We start from the raw sequence: 16,254 nt of genomic DNA, 5'->3' as shown, positions 1-16,254 counted from the left end.
TGTACGTTCGGGGTGGTGGGGCGGGGATGTTTCCAATGGTCAATTTCCGGCAAACCGCCTGAAATGTCGGCTGGTTAGGGTGGAACCACAAGAACCCCACGGGGGAAGGAACGGACCATGCGCGTAGGAATCATCAGGGCTTTGACCACCACGGACCGTCGACTGCTCAACTCGCACGGAAAGCTGCTCAGCGAGACCTTCGGCTTCGACGTGACAACCCGGTGCATTCCGGACCAGCCCTCCGGAGTCCATGACGCCGACTCTTTGCAGCGTGCGGTGCCCAAGGTGGTGGAACTCGCGCTGGACCTGGCTCCGGACGTGGACGCGCTGGTCATCAGCTGCGCCGCCGATCCCGGCCTTCCGGAGGTGCGGGCCCTGCTGAACATCCCCGTGATCGGCGCCGGCTCCGCAGCGGCTGCGGCGGCCCTCGCTTTCGGTGGCCGGGTGGGCGTGCTGGGCCTCAAGCACTCAGTTCCGGGTCCCGTTTCGGAGGCGCTCGGCGACCGCATGCTCCTGATCGACGGACCCGAGAGCGTGGAGACGCCCGACGGCTTCCTGCTGCCGACCGGCATCTTCGACGCGCTGGCAGCCGCCCACATGCTCGTGGACGCCGGAGCCGATGTCATTGTGGAGGCCAGCACGGGGCTGACGAGCATCGGCATGGCGGACGTCCTGCGGCGCAGGCTCGGGATTCCCGTGATTGACCCCGTCACGGCTGCCGGCTCCATGCTCATCTCAGCCGTGGCCTCCCGCGAGCTTCACGCGGTTTGAGCCTTCGGCCGCCTGAGCCTGGACCGGAGTGACCTCCAGCTGCGCCCGCTCAACAGGCCCATGACCCGGGTGCACAGCGCCCAGTACGCTATCCCGGCCGCCAGGGATGCTGCCACGGCGAGTGCCGGGCTGATGGCATCCAGCAGCGGGTAGACCAGCCAGTGCACGAGGTACGCATACAGGGAAGCGCTGGCCAGAAGGACCACCAGGCGCTGCAGCCCCCGGGGCACGGGGATGGCGGGCAGCCAGGTGAGCAGCAGGATTCCGACAATAAGCGTCAGCTCCCGGTGGGTATCCCCGAAGAAGTAGCCGGGGACCGTGAGCACCGCGAGGACTGATGCTGTACACCGCTGAACCACCGTCCGGGTGCGGGCAATGGCCCACCCCAGGGCAAACAGCCACAGGGTTGGCGACGGGTGCGGAATGCCGGGGTCGACGATGTCATAGCGCCCAAGCAGTGCCAGGCCAGTGAGGGCAAGCGGAAAGAGCAGCGGAAACCGCCGCTCGGCCCGGTCCGCCCAGGGGATGGCCAGAAGTGCCGCCATGCCCAGCAGGATGTAGACCAGCACCTCGATGAACCAGAAATGCCACTGCGTGGTCACTTCCTCCGGGCCAACGATGGAGTTGAGGAGCAGGACATTGGCCAGGGTGTACCTGTCGGTGATCAGGTAGGCGGCTCCGATGAACGCCATGCTGGGCAGCGCCACCCGGGCGAGGCTGGTGAGCTGCCGCCTGAGCCGGGGAAGCCGTTCCCCGCCGAGCTGGAACCGGGCAAAGTTGTACCCGGCCACGGCCATGAGCACGTGGGCCATCCCGGGCCATTTCATCAGCCCCACGTGGGTGCTGACGATGAGGACGATCGCCACTGCCCTGAGCACGATGCCGGTTTCGAGCGGCGCAAAGAACCGCCGCATCCTTCCGGCGGAATTCCTATCCCGCCGCTGTTCCAGGTCCCGGACAGGCGTCACGTGCCAATCCGCCGGGAGGTGGCCCCGCAACTGTTCCAGCCTGACCGACGTGGCCACGTAGGACAGCGAGTCACCGCCGAGCGAGACGAACGTGTCGCCGTCGCGGATGTCCTCACGCTCCAGGGTGTCGCGGAAGATCCGCCGCACGCCGTCCGGTCCGCCGGCGGCCGGCTCCGGTTGTGGGATGGCGGTCTGTGACAATGCGAGGACCGCCGGGTAGTCCACCTTTCCGGTGGCCAGGCGGGGGAGATGTTCGACGGCGTGCAGCTCCAGTGCCGTGCGGGGCAGTCCGATGCCTTGGGCGAGGACCTTGGCCAGCAACTGGGTGTCGTGGCTGCCCTCGACTGCGACAACCAGGCCCTGGTCCGTGCCCGCGCTTGCGGCTTCAACGCCGAGGTCGGCCAGGATGCGCTCCACCTGGCCGAGGTCCACCCGGAGTCCAACGATCTTGACGAAACGGCTGCGCCGCCCCACCACTTCGTAGACGCCTGCCGGGTGCCGTCTGGCCAGATCGCCGGTGCGGAGTTCGTGGACCGTGCGGCCGGCGGCAAGATCCTCCGGGGTCTCCGCGTAGCCGAGCATGACATTGGGCCCGGTGTAGACGAGCTCGCCGTGCTCGAGGCCGGGCACCGGCTCGATGCGGAAGGCGCCGCCCGGCACCGGGACACCGATGGCGCCGGGGTGCTCGGCGGCCAGCCCGGGCGGAAGGTAGGCCATCCGGGCGGTGGCCTCCGTCTGGCCGTACATGACGAACAGTTCCCAGCCCTTCCGGCGGCCGAGCTCGGCGTAACTCTGCACCCGCTCGGGGGCGAGCCGGCCACCGGCCTGTGTCACATACCGCAGGCCGGGGAGGTCCATCCCGGTAAAGCCGACCCGTTCCAGCAGTTCAAAGGTGTAGGGCACGGCTGCGAACGACGTCGCCCCGCCAGTGCGGAAAAGCTCCCAGAAGCAGGGATCAACAACGGAAAGGTCGGTGAGCACCAGTCCCGCGCCCCGCAGCAGGTGGCTGTTGATCACGGACAGCCCGTAGCAGTAGGACATCGGCAGCGTGGTGGCGGCGCGGTCTGCCTGGGCGATGTCCAGGTACTCGGCAATCGACTCCGCGTTGGCCTGCAGATTGGCGGCGGACAGCCGCACCAGCTTGGGTGAGCCGGTCGATCCGGAAGTGCTGAGCAGAAGCGCCAGGTACGGATGGAGTTCGTGCCTGGTGCCGGCCCGGCGTTCCTCGAACAGTGTCTGACCGTGGGAGGAGCGCAGCACGACGTCGGGGTCGTACGCGGCCACCAGGGACTCGAGTGCCGCCGGCTTGTCTTCAGGGAGCAGGATCAGCGCGTGGCCCGCAACCAGGGCGGCGAGGTAGGCCACCAGCGAGTCGACGTCGTTCGCCGCCGCCAGTGCCACCAGGCGCCGCTGGGTGCCCAGCCGGAGGGCCAGGGCGTCAACCCTGCTGGCCAGTTCCCGGTAGGTGAGAGTGAGATTGTCGGTAAGAATGGCGGGCCTGTCCCCGTGGCCTGCTAGATCGGCGGCGAAGGGCACCCGCGCGAAATCAAGCTGCGTGGTCACCGGAAGAGGATATTAGTTAAGGCTTACCTAAGTAAAGCCGCAGTAGTGTTTATGAATTTTCCTGGACATCCGGCAGGAACGCCTGCGGGCTCCGCCGTCACAGAACTGGTTGCTAGGGGCCGGATCGTTGACAGGGCCGAAAAGGGGCTGTTTAGCTTGCCGCCTGAAGACAAGTCGGAAGGGGTGCCGAGTGAACTCCTCGATACAGGCCGGGCGTGACATCCGACCGCTTTCTGAGGCTGAGGCCGAGGTCTATGTGGCCTCCGTGTGCTTTAAGACGGGACCGCCAGGTGCTGCCGGCGTGGAGGTCGAGCGACTGGTACACGACGCCCTTGACCCCCGGATGCCGGTCGCGGCTGCACGCGTCAAAGCGGCCATGGCGGCATCGGAAGGGCGGTTGCCCGGCGGCGGTGTGATCAGCTTTGAACCGGGCGGCCAGCTGGAGGTCAGCTCCGCCTGCGCGCCAGGTCTTCCCGCCCTCGTAGCGGCAACCCGGGCAGACCTCGCAGCCGTCGAGACCCGGCTCTCGGACGCCGGCCTCTGCTTCGGTTCGTTGGCTCTTGACCCGGACCGGCCGGCAGTACGGTCCCTGGAGCACCCGCGGTACGCGTCCATGGAGCGGCACTTCAACGCTTCTGGCCCCGCCGGACGAACGATGATGTGCTCCACAGCTTCACTCCAGGTTTCACTGGAAGCCGGACTTGACGCTCCAGCGTCCACTGGCGCAGCGCAGCGCTGGTCCCGGCTGCACACGCTTCTGCCGGTCCTGGCAGCCATGTTCGCCAATTCACCTTTCCTTCACGGCCGGCCCAGCGGGTGGCGCAGCAACCGGCAACGCACGTGGCTGGCCATTGACCCCACCAGGACCGCAGTGGTCCCTCCGTCCGGGGACCCTCGGCTGGCCTGGGCGCGCTACGCCCTCGACGCACTGGTGCTGTGCATCCCCTCGCGGGAATCCTCCTGGGACGCGCCACGGGGACTGACGATGCGGGACTGGCTCCATGGCGCGGGTCCCAGGCCCGCAACCCTCCGCGATCTGGATTACCACCTGACAACGCTTTTTCCGCCGGTCAGGCCACGCGGATTCATGGAAATCAGGGCCATTGATGCCCAGGCCGGCCATGACTGGGAGGCTGTCACGGCGATGGTCGTGGCGCTCGTGGATGATGAACGGGCCGCCGATCTGGCAGCCAACGCCTGCGCCCCGACTGCCTCGCTGCCTGATGCCATGAGGACGGCTGCCCGCGACGGATTGACGAATGCGGTGCTCGCCTCGGCTGCCCTGGCCTGCGCCGAGGCCGCCCTGACGGCCTTGCCCAGGCTGGGGGCGGATGCTGCAACGCGGGCCCGGACCGAGGACTTCATTGAGCGCTACACGGCGCGGGGCCGATGCCCGGCGGAGGAACGGCTGGACCTATGGGCACAGACCGGCAGCTGCTTTGCCTGGCCGCAGCACAAGGAGGATGGCGATTATGCAAAGTGACCACCCCGGCGCACCCGCCGACCCCGCAACCCTCAAGACCTTCATCGCCGCCGGTCTGGAAAGGGCCAGGAACCGCACCCACGCGCTAACCGAGTGTGACGAGGAAGACCTGCTGAAGCAGCACTCGCCGCTGATGTCGCCGCTGGTCTGGGACCTGGCGCACGTTGGCAGCCAGGAGGAACTATGGCTGGTGCGCGACGTCGGCAAAATGGAGCCGCTGCGGTGCGACATTGACGAGATGTACGACGCCTTCCAGCATCCGCGCAGCCGCCGGCCAACGCTTCCGCTGCTCTCACCGCAGGAGTCCCGGAAGTACATCGCCCAGGTCCGCGACAAAGCGCTCGATGTCCTTGACCGGAGCCCCTTGGAGGGCTCCCCGCTGATAGACCGTGGTTTCGCTTTCGGGATGATCATCCAGCACGAGCAGCAGCATGACGAAACCATGCTGGCCACCCACCAGCTCCGGGTCGGAGCGCCGGTCCTGCACGGCCAACCGTTTGCGGCCGGTGTCCTGCCGGGGGACGCGGATGCGCTGCCGAAGGAGGTGCTGGTGCCTGCGGGACCGTTCACCATGGGAACCTCGCTGGAGCCGTGGGCCCTGGACAATGAACGCCCGGCCCATTCCGTGGATGTGCCCGCTTACTGGATTGATACGCTTCCGGTCACCAACGGCGCCTACCGGTGCTTTATCGACGACGGCGGCTACCGGAATCCGCGCTGGTGGACGGAGCAAGGCTGGGACCATTGCAGGGAAGCCGGACTGGTGGCCCCGAAGTACTGGGAACGTGACGGCGACAGGTGGGCAAGAACCCGGTTTGGCGTCGTCGAAGCGGTACCAGACGATGAGCCGGTGCAGCACGTGTGCTGGTACGAAGCGGATGCGTACGCCCGCTGGGCCGGGCGGCGGCTGCCAACCGAAGCCGAATGGGAAAAGGCGGCGCGCCACGACCCCTCGTCCGGCCGTTCCCGGCGCTACCCCTGGGGTGATGAGGATCCCGCCCCGCAGCACGCGAACCTGGGCGGAGCGGCGCTCGGCCCAGCCCCCGCCGGTTCCTATCCGGCAGGTGCCTCGCCCCTGGGGGTGCGGCAGCTCATCGGTGATGTCTGGGAATGGGTTTCCGGGGACTTCGGTCCCCATCCGGGTTTCACCGCCTTCCCGTACCGGGAATACAGCGAAGTGTTTTTCGGATCTGACTACAAGGTGCTCCGGGGAGGGTCCTGGGCGGTCGATCCTGCCGCCTGCCGAGGGACGTTCCGAAATTGGGATTATCCGATCCGGCGCCAGATATTTTCCGGATTCCGCACGGCGCGTGACGCAGCCGGGACCGGCGGGCGTTAGCGGATGTGCCGCCATCTTGCCTATCTCGGGGTTCCGGTTCCGCTGGCGGAACTGCTGCTCACTCCCGGTAACGGTCTCCTGACACAGTCCTGGGCTCCCCGGCGCCAGCGGTACGGGACCGTAAACGCGGATGGTTTCGGTGTCGGCTGGTACGCGCCCGGTGATCCCGTGCCGGCACGCTACCGCCGTTCCATACCGATCTGGGCTGACAGGTCCTTCGCGGACGTTGCCAGGGTTACTTCCAGTGCAGCCGTGCTGGCGGCCGTCCGGTCGGCCACCCCGGGAATGTCGCCCGAGGAGTCGGCCGCTGCGCCCTATGCCCGGGGGCCCTGGCTTTTCAGCCACAACGGACGGGTCGAGGGCTGGCCGGATGCTGTGGCGGCACTGGCTGCCTCGCTTCCGGCGTCGCGCCTGCTGGCGCTTGAGGCCCAGGCCGATTCCGCGCTGCTGTGGGCTCTCGTCCAGGAACGGCTGGACGCCGGGGATTCTGCCGCGGAGGCCCTGGCGCGAGTGGTCAAGGATGTCTCCGCCGTTGCCGGTGGCCGCCTGAACTTTCTGCTGACCGACGGGACGGGCATAGCGGCCACGGCCGCCGGTGACACCCTCTTTTGGCGGATGGGTTCCGGGAACGTGGTGGTGGCGAGTGAGCCGTTCGACGACGGCCCCGGCTGGCACGAGGTGCCGGACAACTGCGTTCTGACCGCGACGGCCAGCCACGTCGACGTACGCCCAATTCACAACCTCACGAAGGAACAGGTAGCACCATGAGCCTCTCTTCCGGCCGCTCCGACATCATTCACCATCTGCCCCCGGACCACTTGGAGCGAAGCCTGCACAGCGACGTGCTGGCAGGGCTCGGCACGTCGCCGAAGACGCTGCCGCCCAAGTGGTTCTACGACAAGCTGGGCAGCGAGCTCTTTGAGCGCATCACGGGTCTGCCGGAGTACTACCCAACCCGCGCCGAACGTGAAGTGCTTGAGCTCTTTGCCGGCGAGATGGCTGCCGCGAGCCCGGCAGAGACTCTCATCGAGCTCGGGTCCGGATCCTCCAGGAAGACCCCGCTGCTGCTTGCGGCCCTGGGCCAGGCGGGACATCTTCGGCGCTACGTTGCCGTGGATGTCAGCGACAGCGCACTGCTGGACGCGCGAAACGAATTGGCGCCCGCATTCCCCGGCCTTGCGCTCGACGCCGTAGCAGCGGATTTCGAAACCCAGTTACATGTGCTTCCCCGGGAGGGACGCCGCATGGTGGCATTCCTGGGCGGCACCATCGGTAATTTTGAGCCGGCCGCCAGGGCCCGCTTCCTCTCCGGAGTGCGGGAACTGCTTCACGGAGATGGCGGCTCGCTGCTGCTCGGCACTGACCTGGTGAAGTCGCCCGACGTCCTGGTTCCGGCATATGCCGACGCCGAGGGGGTCACCGCTGACTTCAACAGGAACGTCCTCCGGGTTCTCAACACCCAGCTGGGCGGTGATTTTGATGTGATGGCCTTCGAACATGTGGCCGTGTGGATGCCCCAGGAGGAGTGGATCGAAATGCGGCTGCGCGCCAGCAAGCCCATGCTGGTCCGGCTGCCGGGGGTGGGCATGGAAGTCCGTTTCCACGAGGGGGAGGAACTGCGCACCGAGATTTCCGCCAAATTCCGGCTTGAAGGAGTGGTCAACGAGCTGGAATCAGCCGGGTTCTCCGTCGCAGGGCAGTGGACTGACCGGCAGGGGCGCTTTGCCATGACGCTGGCAGAAGCCACCTGAGCTGACCGCCGGAGGGACCCGCCGATACCGGCGGGCTTCTATTGAAGGAGGCCTACCAGGCGCTGCACTTCGGCTTCCGTGTTGTAGTAGTGGACGGAGGCCCGCACCACCATTTCGGCCTCCGGCGGTGTCCCCGCGGGGAAGGAGCGGGGCGCCACCGAGACGTTGATCCGGTGGTCTGCCAGCAGGCGCCTGATGCCGCCAGCATCGCTGCCGGCCACCGTGAAGGTGACGATGCCGCAACGGGTGATCCCGCGGTCGTGGACGGTAACGCCCCGTACTGACGCCAGTTCAGTCCGCAGCCGGTCAGCCAGCCCGGCCACACGCTCCTGCACGGCGTCCAGGCCCAAGTCCAGGGCGTAATCGACGGCACGTCCCAGCCCCAGCCTTCCGGCGGCATTGCTCTCCCAGCTCTCGAAGCGCCGGGCATCGCTGCGGACTTCAAAGCCGGAGGACCCGGCTGGACGGGCGGAGTGCCCGTCCAGCATGGATGGTTCCAGCCGGTCGAGGAGTGCTGCACGCACGTACAGGAACGCCGTACCCCGCGGGCCGCGCAGAAACTTCCGTCCGGTGCCCGCCAGAACGTCGCAGCCCAAAGCCTGCACGTCCAGAGGCACCTGGCCCACTGACTGGCACGCGTCGAGCACAAACATCACCCCGGCGGCACGGCAACGCTTGCCGACCTCGGCCGCCGGGTTGACCAGGCCATTCGCCATGGGGACATGGGTCAGGGCCACCATGGCGACGTTTCCGCGCTCCAGTTCCAGCTGCAGGTGTTCCACGTCGACCTGTCCGTGCACATCATCTCGCAGAACAACAATCTCAAGGTCGTTGCGCTCCGCAAGCTGCCGCAGTGCGAGGACATTGCCGGCATATTCGGTGCTGCCGATCAGCAGCCGCCCGCGGGGAGTGAAGGGAAAGCTGTAGACCGCCGCCGCCCACGCCCGGCTGCCGTTCTCGGCAAGGGCTACCTCCTCCGGCCGGGCTCCGAGCAGCCGAGCCACCGAGGAATAGACGTTTTCAAGCCTGTCGTCGGCTTCCTCTGCCGCTTCATAACCGCCGATGTCCTCTTCGCGGCGCAGATGGCCGACGACGGTGTCCACAACAGGGCCGGGCATGAGGGAACTTCCGGCGTTATTGAAATGGACTACGTTGCGGAGCCCGCGGGTCTGCCTGCGCACCTCGTCGACATCGATTGGCATAGCCCACATCCTGCCTCACACGGCAGGGCTGCGCCCAGATCTGCACCCTTTGCGTCAGGCCGCGCCGGTCCAGCGTGCAGGGGCGGCCGGGGCCGTCGGCCTCCAGTGCCCCGCGCCGCGGGCGCCGGCAGCTTCCGACGGCGTGCGCTTCTTTCCGAATCCCTGCCTGCCGTGGTCGGCCCGCGCCGGAAGAGCCTGGGCGGGTACCTGGGCAGCAGCAGCCGCCGGTACGGATCCCTGAACCTGCGGCGTCGCCGCGGAAAGGTCCGTGATGAGGCCCGTCCCGGCGCATTCGCGTACGTCGGCGATCCCGGCCGCAGCCGCGCGCTTGTCCTCAAAGGGAGCGGAGATTGCCAGCACCGTTCCATCGGGGGCCTTCAGCCGGAACCGGAACTGGGATTCTGCATCAACAAAAACTTCAAATACTCCGGCCATGGCGGTCCTTCCGGTCAGGGAGGCTGCACGCAGCGTCTTCGCGGCCGTGGCCCCGAACGCATCGCTGCGTCTGTCCTTGGGTGGGGTGCTGAACCGACAGGGGTTTGATCGGTTCATCGGTGTTATTAGAGTCTGCCCAGTGCACATGGAGCCTAACAAGACCATCCGTGTAAACCCTGGGTAAACCCTGTCTGTACACCCCACTAAACCGTGCCGCACCCCCCGTTCTCAAGGACGGCCGAAACGAAGGTACGTGCAGCGCAACGCACGTTCACAGCCCGCCATTGAAGGTAAGAAAGCAGTCAGATCCCGAAGGGAAGGCCCGAAGGAAAGGCTCGAAGAGAAGGCCCCGAAGGGCCGGATCCCAAAGGGAGGGATCCGGCAGCGTCAGATCTGCTTGATCGCCTGTTCAAGGTCGGCGATGAGGTCATCCGCGTCCTCCAGGCCCACGGACAGCCGCACCACTCCGTCGCTGAGCCCGATCGCGGCGCGCCCTTCCGGCCCCATGGCCCGGTGCGTGGTGGTGGCGGGGTGGGTGATCAGCGACTTGGCGTCGCCCAGGTTGTTGGAGATGTCGATGATCCTCAAGGCGTCCAGCAGCGCAAAGGCGGCTTCCTTGCCCGACTGGCCTGCCGTCGTCGCAAGTTCCAGCGTGAGGACCGTTCCGCCGGCCTTCATCTGCCTGGCCGCCAGTTCGAACTGCGGGTGCGACTTGAGTAGCGGGTACTTGACCCAGTTGACGGCCGGCTGCGTTTCCAGCCATTCGGCCAGGCGCAGCGCCGTGGCGGAGGAGTGGTTCACCCGGAGCGCCATTGTCTCCAGGCCTTTGGTGAGAACCCAGGCATTGAACGCGGAGAGCGCCGGTCCGGTGTGGCGCATGAGCTGCTTGACCGGTCCGTCGATGAATTCCTTGGTGCCCAGGATGGCGCCGCCCATCACGCGGCCCTGGCCGTCGATGTGCTTGGTGCCGGAGTAGACGATCACGTCTGCGCCGAGGTCTCCGCAGCGCTGCAGCAGCGGGGTGGCGAAGACGTTGTCCGCCACCACCTTGGCGCCGGCGGCGTGGGCGAGTTCGCTGACAGCGGCGATGTCCACGATTTCCTGCATGGGGTTGGACGGGGATTCGAAGAATACGGCCGTGGTGGGCACCGAGAGGGCGGCCCGCCACTGCTCGAGGTCCGGCCCGTCCACGAACACCGTCTCCACGCCCCAGCGCGGCAGGATTTCGTTGAGGATGACGAAGCAGGAGCCGAACAGGGAACGGCTGGCCACCACGCGGTCCCCGGCGCCGAGCAGGGCGCCCAGGGCGGTGAACACGGCGGACATGCCGGACGCCGTCGCAAAGCACGCCTCGGTGCCTTCGAGCAGGCGGAGGCGCTCCTGGAAGGTGGCCACGGACGGGTTGCCGTAGCGCGAGTAGACGAAGCGCTCGTCCTCGCCGGTGAAGGCGCGCTCGGCGGCTGCTGCCGACTCGTAGACGAACCCCGAGTTGAGGAAGACCGGTTCGGTGGTCTCTTGGAAATTGGTGCGGTCAAGCCCGCCGCGGACGGCCTGGGTATCGGGGCTCCAGCCGGCGGCGTCGTGATTAAAGGTCAACTTAGTTCTTTCCCAGGTTTGTCGGCAGGCCACGGTTCTTCCAGCCGTTCACGGTGCGCTCACCGTAGCGGTCAGGCTCACCCTCGAAGCCTTCGAGAACGTTGTAGGCCGTGAAGCCGGCCTGCGTGGCGGCGGTGGCGGCAGCGATGGAGCGCTGGCCGGAGCGGCACAGGAACAGCAGCTCCACCCGGGTGTCCTCGGGCGCCTGCTGCTTCAGCTGCTCGACGAAGTCGGGGTTGGGAATGCCGCCGGGAAAGGTCCACTGGATGAAGAGCGGATCGTTCTCCGTGGCCTTGGTGTCCGGAATGCCGATGTGCGCCCATTCGCCCTCGGTGCGCACATCCACCAGGACGGCGCCTTCCTCGAGCTTTGCCCAGGCGTCCTGGGGGGTGAGGTCTCCGGCGTAGCTCATGCGTGCCCCTCGAAAGCCTGGGCGGTGAGGTCCTCGTCGAAGTCCAGCCGGTCCACTGCGGTGGCGACGGCCGCATCTGCGGTGGCGATGGCGGCGGGCAGGATGACGGCCTGGGCCACGATGACGCTGGTGCCGTTGAAGGTGGCTGCGGGGCTGCCGTGCAGCACGTATCCCTCGGCCAGGGCCGCCGTGATGCGCTCACAGAACTCGCGGTTGTCCGGCCCCGTGATCAGGCGGTAGGACAGCTTTTCCTCAGGTTTATCCTGCTGGGACGGCAGCGTTGCAACGGCGGGGGCGTCTGACACGACGGATCTCCTTTTCTCACGCTTGCAGCTCGAAGTGGTCGATATGCCGAGTATTCACCTGAGGCACCCCGCCGTGGAATGGAGGGTTGCCGACCGGCCAGTCAGGGCTTCATGCCGGTACTCATTACTCCCCAAAAACGTAACACTGACGACGGCGGCGCGCACCGCCGCCGCCGTCATGTTCCGTAACGCATCGGGCCCGGTGTGACGCCGCGTTGCGGTTACAAAGCCGGTGGCCGGGAGGATAATGACGGAAGATGAACCGCCGTAACGCCGGATGAAACCAGGCCACAGTGAATGATTCGACCGCGAATACAGTGACTCCCATGCTGCACTTTGGATGGTTTGTGGGCCATGGCTTCGGGGTTCAGGGCTGGGGCACGCCCGGCTACGGAATCGGCTATGACTGGAAGAAGCCGGCCCCCTATCAGCATGCGGTCCGGGAGTTCGAGCGGGCGGGGCTGGACCTGTTCATCATCGAGGACTCGCTCACCGTCCCCGACACTTACGGGGGCAGCGCGGAGGTCTCGCTGGCGCAGGCGTCCTTTGCGCCGAAGCACGATCCGCTGGCGCTGGTGCCGTACCTGCTCTCCGCCACGGAGCACCTGGGCATCGTGCCCACCATCAGCGCCTCCTTCTATCCGCCCTTCACCGCGGCCCGGCTGCTGGCAACCCTGCAGCACTTCTCCAACGGGCAGCTGGGCTGGAACGTGGTGACCTCCGGCAGCGACCTCGCCGCGCAGAACTACGGACTGGACCAGCAGATCGAGCACGACCTCCGTTACGAGAAGGCCGAGGAGTTCGTGGACGTCGTCCGCAAGCTCTGGCGCAGCTGGGAACCGGACGCCATCCTGGAGGACACCCGGGCAGGCATCTTCGCGGACCACACGAAAGTCCGGCCGATCCACCACGACGGCGAGTTCTTCAAGGTCCGGGGACCGCTGAACACGGCACCGCTGCCGGAGGAGCCGGTGCTGGTGCAGGCCGGGGCATCGCCCCGGGGCAAGGCCTTCGCCGGGGCGAACGCGGATGTTGCCATTGCCCTGGCCCGCGGCGTGGACGGCATGAAAGCGTACCGGGACTCCATCCGCGCCGAAGCCGCCGGGGCCGGCCGGAACCCCGACGACGTCAAGGTGCTGTTTGTCCTCAAGCCCACCGTGACCAGTTCCAGGGCCGAGGCCGAGGAGTTGAGGGCTGCCCGGCGGGAGCTCACCCAGCGGGACATCGACAGCCAGCTCAACTCGATCTCCTACCTGTCCGTCATCGACTTCAGGCAGTTCGACCTCGACGCGCCCCTCCCCGAACTCAGCACCAACAGCAACCAGGGCACCCTGGAGCACTTCTCCAAGGCCGCGCCGCCGGGTTCCACCCTGCGGCAGATCCTGCGGGCCCGCAGCGGCGGCGCCGGTGACAGCATCATTGGCACCGCGGAAGAAATCGCCGACTACCTTGAGGAAACCGGGGCCGCGGTGGGCGGCGACGGGTTCCTCTTCTCCGGCTTCGTGGACCCGGCCACCATTCACGGCGTGCTGGACAGGCTGGCGCCGGTGCTCCGCCGTCGGGGTTTGCTGCGGACGAGCTATGGCGACGGCGGCTTCCGCCGGAACCTGCTGGACTTCTAGGCCATGGCAGGGGCCGGTGCAAGGGCGGGGGCCGGAGGATCCGACGGACTCCTGCCGGGCGTCCGGCGCGGCACGTTCCTGATCGGCACGGCCCACATCCGGGCCGACGACGTGGCCGCGGCGGCCGCCGATCCCGCGGTGGAGGTGGTCCTCAGCGCCGAAGCCCTCGAGCTCGTGGGCCTGTCCCGCGAGGTGGTTCAGGCAGCCATCGATTCCGGTGACCGGGTCTATGGCCTCAACACCCTGCTTGGCTCCGGACGGGACACGGCTGTGGAGCAGGAATCCATCCTCGACTTCCAGCTGCAGGTGGTGCGCTACCACCACAGCGGCGTCGGCGCGTTGCTGGGCCGGGATGAAGTCCGTGCCCTCATCCTGGCCAGGCTCATCGGGTTCACCCGGGGAGGCTCGGGGGTGCGACCGGAAACTGCCCGGTTCTATGCCGAACTGCTGAACAGGGCCGTGCTGCCGGCCGTTCCGCGCGACGGGTCCGTCGGTTCGTCGGACCTCACCCAGCTGGCGGCGGTTGCCGCCGTCGCCATCGGGGAGGGACAGGCGCTAACTGCCGACGGCGGCCTGCAGGACGGCGCGGAAGCGCTCACCGCAGCCGGGCTGGAACCGCTGGTCCTGGCGCCGGGCGAGGCCCTGGCGCTGGTCAGCGCCAACTCCTATTCGATCGGCACCGGCGCGCTGGAACTCCGCCGCATCCGGAGGCTCGCCGATATGGCGGACACCGCCCTGGCGCTCTCGCTTGAGGCCACCGCACGGTACGACGGCGGCGGGAACCTGAGCGCGTTCTCGCCTGCTGTGCAGTCGGCCAAGGCTGTGGACGGCCAGCGCGTCTCGGCGGCCAACGTCCGGCGCCTGGTGCGCGGAGGCTGGCTGGAGGACCCGCGGCGGCAGGTGTCAGTCCAGGATGCCCTGTCCTTTCGCGCGGCGCCGCAGACGCACGGTGCGTTCCGTGCCCAGGTCACGGCCCTGGCCGAGGCGCTCGAGGTGGAGCTCAACGGCAGGGGCGACAATCCGCTAACGGACATAGCCTCGGGCCGGATGGTGTCAGGCGGAAACTTCCAGCCGATGCAGCTCGCCTTGGCGTTCGAGGCGCTGCGGCTGGGACTGGCGCACGTGGGAATCAGCAGCGAGCGGCGGACCGCCAAGCTCTACCCGCCGCAGCGCCTGATCCGGCAGCTCAACCTCGAGGCGGCCCGGGCCGGCACGCCGCTCGCATCCGAGGACCTGCCGGGACTGCTCTGGTACTCGGCCGCGAGCCTGCTGGCGGAGCTGAAGTTCCTGGCGGCGCCTGCCACGCTCGGTGCGCCCACCCTGTCCGCGGACGTGGAGGACCACGCCACGCTGGCCCCGCTGGCCCTTCAGCAGCTGGAGCGCTCGGTGGAGGCCGCGGCCAAGCTCCTCACCATTGAGGCCCTGACGGCCTCCTACCTTTTGGCGGAGGCGCAGGACACGGACCTGCGGGAGCCGGAAATCCGGCAGCTCGGAGCAGGCACCGGCGCCGTGGTGGCGAGGCTGTCGGAGCTGCTGGCCGGGCACCTGCCGGCGGCGGTGCTGGTGGAAAGTGCGCGGACTGCGCTGGGGGATTTGCTGGCAGGACTGCCTGCATTACGCACGCCGGATGCGGGCGGACCGAATGACGATGGCCCGAATCCGGGTGGCCCGGATGACCGCCATCCGGATGATGGCGGAGGAGAAGCATGACCACGCTGACAGGAAGCGGCCACCGGCCACGGCATGTGGCGCCGATTATGGATCCGGGCATGGATGCTGATGCTGTGCTGGCGCGCGTCGGGAACACACCATTGGTTCCGCTGGAAGTGCTGAGCCGCGGGCTGGGGAGCGCTGTCTTCGTCAAGCTCGAATCGGAGAATCCAGGCGGGTCCATCAAGGACCGGACCGCGCTGAGCATGGTCCGGGCGGCCGAGCGCAGCGGCGAACTGCAGCCCGGCGGGACCATCGTGGAAAGCACCTCAGGGAACACCGGAATCGGGCTCGCGCTGATCGGTGCACTGACAGGCCATCCGGTGGTGGTGGTCACCGGTGATTCCATTTCGTCGGAGAAGCTGGAGGCCCTGAACCGGTACGGGGCGCGGGTGGTGTTTACGGACTGGAGTGCGCCGTCGGACTCACCGGAGAACGCGCGGGCGGTCGCGGCCCGGATCACGGCCGAAATCCCCGGCGCGTGGCGGCCGCTGCAGTTCGACAACCCGGCCAACCCACGGGCGCACTATGAGGGGACGGCACCGGAAATCTGGGCGCAGACAGCCGGCCGGGTGACGCACTTCGTCGCGGGCGTGGGCACCGGGGGCACCATCACCGGGAACGGCCGGTACCTCAAGGAGAAATCCGGCGGCCACGTGGAGGTGATCGGCGCGGACCCCTACGGCTCGGTGTACAGCGGCGGGCATCCGGGCCAGATCCTGGTGGACGGGGTGGGCAACTCCTGGCCCAAGCCCGACTGGCCGAAGGTCTTTGACCGCGGCCTGCTGGACCGGTTCCTGCGGATTCCCAACGACGAGGTGTACACCACGCTGCACCGGCTGCTCAACGACGAAGGACTGTCCCTCGGGCCGTCGTCGGGACTGACGGTGGCGGCGGCGCTCCGGGTGGCCAGGGCGGCACCGCACGGGTCAGTGGTGGTGGCAATCGCCCCGGACACCGGCAGCAATTACCAGAGCAAGGCCTTCAACCCGGTGTGGCTGGCGGACAACCACATCCGGCTTGCCACTGACCTCGCGGAAGACTAGCCCAACTCATACCAGCGGGTCGTCCCCAGGGGACCAGCGCCGTCGGAAACC

Annotated in this window: 14 protein-coding genes and 1 riboswitch; of the genes, 8 read left to right on the top strand and 6 right to left on the bottom strand. The window is 67.7% G+C overall.

Annotation, left to right across the window (positions count from 1 at the left end; genetic code table 11):
* Window positions 1-117 precede the first annotated feature (117 nt).
* Window positions 118-771, top strand: a complete 654-nt coding sequence (locus ACFRAU_RS17670) for an aspartate/glutamate racemase family protein (protein ID WP_378000895.1) — start codon at window positions 118-120, stop codon at window positions 769-771.
* Here the strand turns inward: ACFRAU_RS17670 and ACFRAU_RS17665 are convergent.
* Window positions 759-3,302 (bottom strand): AMP-binding protein, encoded by a 2,544-nt coding sequence (locus ACFRAU_RS17665; RefSeq protein WP_378000894.1) that lies wholly within the window; start codon window positions 3,300-3,302, stop codon window positions 759-761. The two genes, ACFRAU_RS17670 and ACFRAU_RS17665, sit on opposite strands and share 13 nt — an antisense overlap.
* Window positions 3,303-3,492: 190 nt before the next feature.
* Here ACFRAU_RS17665 and egtA point away from each other — a divergent pair, with 190 nt between their 5' ends.
* From egtA to egtD, 4 genes are read left to right on the top strand one after another with little or no spacing between them, the layout of a single operon-like run.
* Window positions 3,493-4,785 (top strand): ergothioneine biosynthesis glutamate--cysteine ligase EgtA, encoded by a 1,293-nt coding sequence (gene egtA / locus ACFRAU_RS17660; RefSeq protein WP_378000893.1) that lies wholly within the window; start codon window positions 3,493-3,495, stop codon window positions 4,783-4,785.
* Window positions 4,775-6,124, top strand: coding sequence for an ergothioneine biosynthesis protein EgtB (gene egtB, locus ACFRAU_RS17655; RefSeq protein ID WP_377994736.1), 1,350 nt, complete (start codon window positions 4,775-4,777; stop codon window positions 6,122-6,124). The genes egtA and egtB overlap by 11 nt, the downstream gene beginning before the upstream one ends.
* Before the next feature lie 3 nt (window positions 6,125-6,127).
* On the top strand, window positions 6,128-6,892 hold the full coding sequence (egtC, locus tag ACFRAU_RS17650) for an ergothioneine biosynthesis protein EgtC (protein WP_378000892.1): 765 nt from the start codon (window positions 6,128-6,130) through the stop codon (window positions 6,890-6,892).
* Window positions 6,889-7,875, top strand: a complete 987-nt coding sequence (gene egtD, locus ACFRAU_RS17645; protein WP_377994738.1) for an L-histidine N(alpha)-methyltransferase — start codon at window positions 6,889-6,891, stop codon at window positions 7,873-7,875. The genes egtC and egtD overlap by 4 nt, the downstream gene beginning before the upstream one ends.
* A 38-nt stretch (window positions 7,876-7,913) precedes the next feature.
* Here the strand turns inward: egtD and ACFRAU_RS17640 are convergent, their stop codons facing one another.
* The 5 genes from ACFRAU_RS17640 to ACFRAU_RS17620 form a co-directional block, all read right to left on the bottom strand.
* Window positions 7,914-9,077, bottom strand: a complete 1,164-nt coding sequence (locus ACFRAU_RS17640) for an aminotransferase class V-fold PLP-dependent enzyme (RefSeq protein ID WP_378000891.1) — start codon at window positions 9,075-9,077, stop codon at window positions 7,914-7,916.
* Window positions 9,078-9,131: 54 nt separating this feature from the next.
* Window positions 9,132-9,512, bottom strand: coding sequence for a YegP family protein (locus ACFRAU_RS17635; protein ID WP_377994740.1), 381 nt, complete (start codon window positions 9,510-9,512; stop codon window positions 9,132-9,134).
* A 387-nt stretch (window positions 9,513-9,899) separates the two neighbouring features.
* Window positions 9,900-11,108 (bottom strand): O-succinylhomoserine sulfhydrylase, encoded by a 1,209-nt coding sequence (locus ACFRAU_RS17630; protein WP_378000890.1) that lies wholly within the window; start codon window positions 11,106-11,108, stop codon window positions 9,900-9,902.
* A 1-nt stretch (window position 11,109) separates the two neighbouring features.
* Window positions 11,110-11,520, bottom strand: a complete 411-nt coding sequence (locus tag ACFRAU_RS17625; protein WP_377994742.1) for a rhodanese-like domain-containing protein — start codon at window positions 11,518-11,520, stop codon at window positions 11,110-11,112.
* Window positions 11,517-11,825, bottom strand: a complete 309-nt coding sequence (locus ACFRAU_RS17620) for a DUF1737 domain-containing protein (RefSeq protein WP_378000889.1) — start codon at window positions 11,823-11,825, stop codon at window positions 11,517-11,519. The genes ACFRAU_RS17625 and ACFRAU_RS17620 overlap by 4 nt, the downstream gene beginning before the upstream one ends.
* A gap of 13 nt (window positions 11,826-11,838) precedes the next feature.
* A riboswitch (SAM riboswitch) is annotated at window positions 11,839-11,954 on the bottom strand.
* 197 nt (window positions 11,955-12,151) lie between these two features.
* Here ACFRAU_RS17620 and ACFRAU_RS17615 point away from each other — a divergent pair.
* Genes ACFRAU_RS17615 through ACFRAU_RS17605 form a run of 3 tightly spaced genes read left to right on the top strand, consistent with a single transcriptional unit; the run spans window position 12,152 to window position 16,203 of the window.
* A complete protein-coding gene (locus ACFRAU_RS17615) occupies window positions 12,152-13,447 on the top strand; it encodes an NtaA/DmoA family FMN-dependent monooxygenase (protein WP_378000888.1) in 1,296 nt (431 codons plus the stop codon).
* A 3-nt stretch (window positions 13,448-13,450) separates the two neighbouring features.
* A complete protein-coding gene (locus ACFRAU_RS17610) occupies window positions 13,451-15,157 on the top strand; it encodes an aromatic amino acid ammonia-lyase (protein WP_378000887.1) in 1,707 nt (568 codons plus the stop codon).
* Entirely contained in the window at window positions 15,154-16,203 is a 1,050-nt protein-coding gene (locus ACFRAU_RS17605) for a PLP-dependent cysteine synthase family protein (protein ID WP_378000886.1), read from the top strand. The genes ACFRAU_RS17610 and ACFRAU_RS17605 overlap by 4 nt, the downstream gene beginning before the upstream one ends.
* Window positions 16,204-16,254 lie beyond the last annotated feature (51 nt).

Origin of the sequence: Arthrobacter sp. NPDC056691 (assembly GCF_042791415.1) — a bacterium.
Classification (GTDB): domain Bacteria; phylum Actinomycetota; class Actinomycetes; order Actinomycetales; family Micrococcaceae; genus Arthrobacter.
The sequence above is the reverse complement of the archived record's forward strand: the minus strand, read 5'-3'. Positions and strand labels throughout refer to the sequence as shown.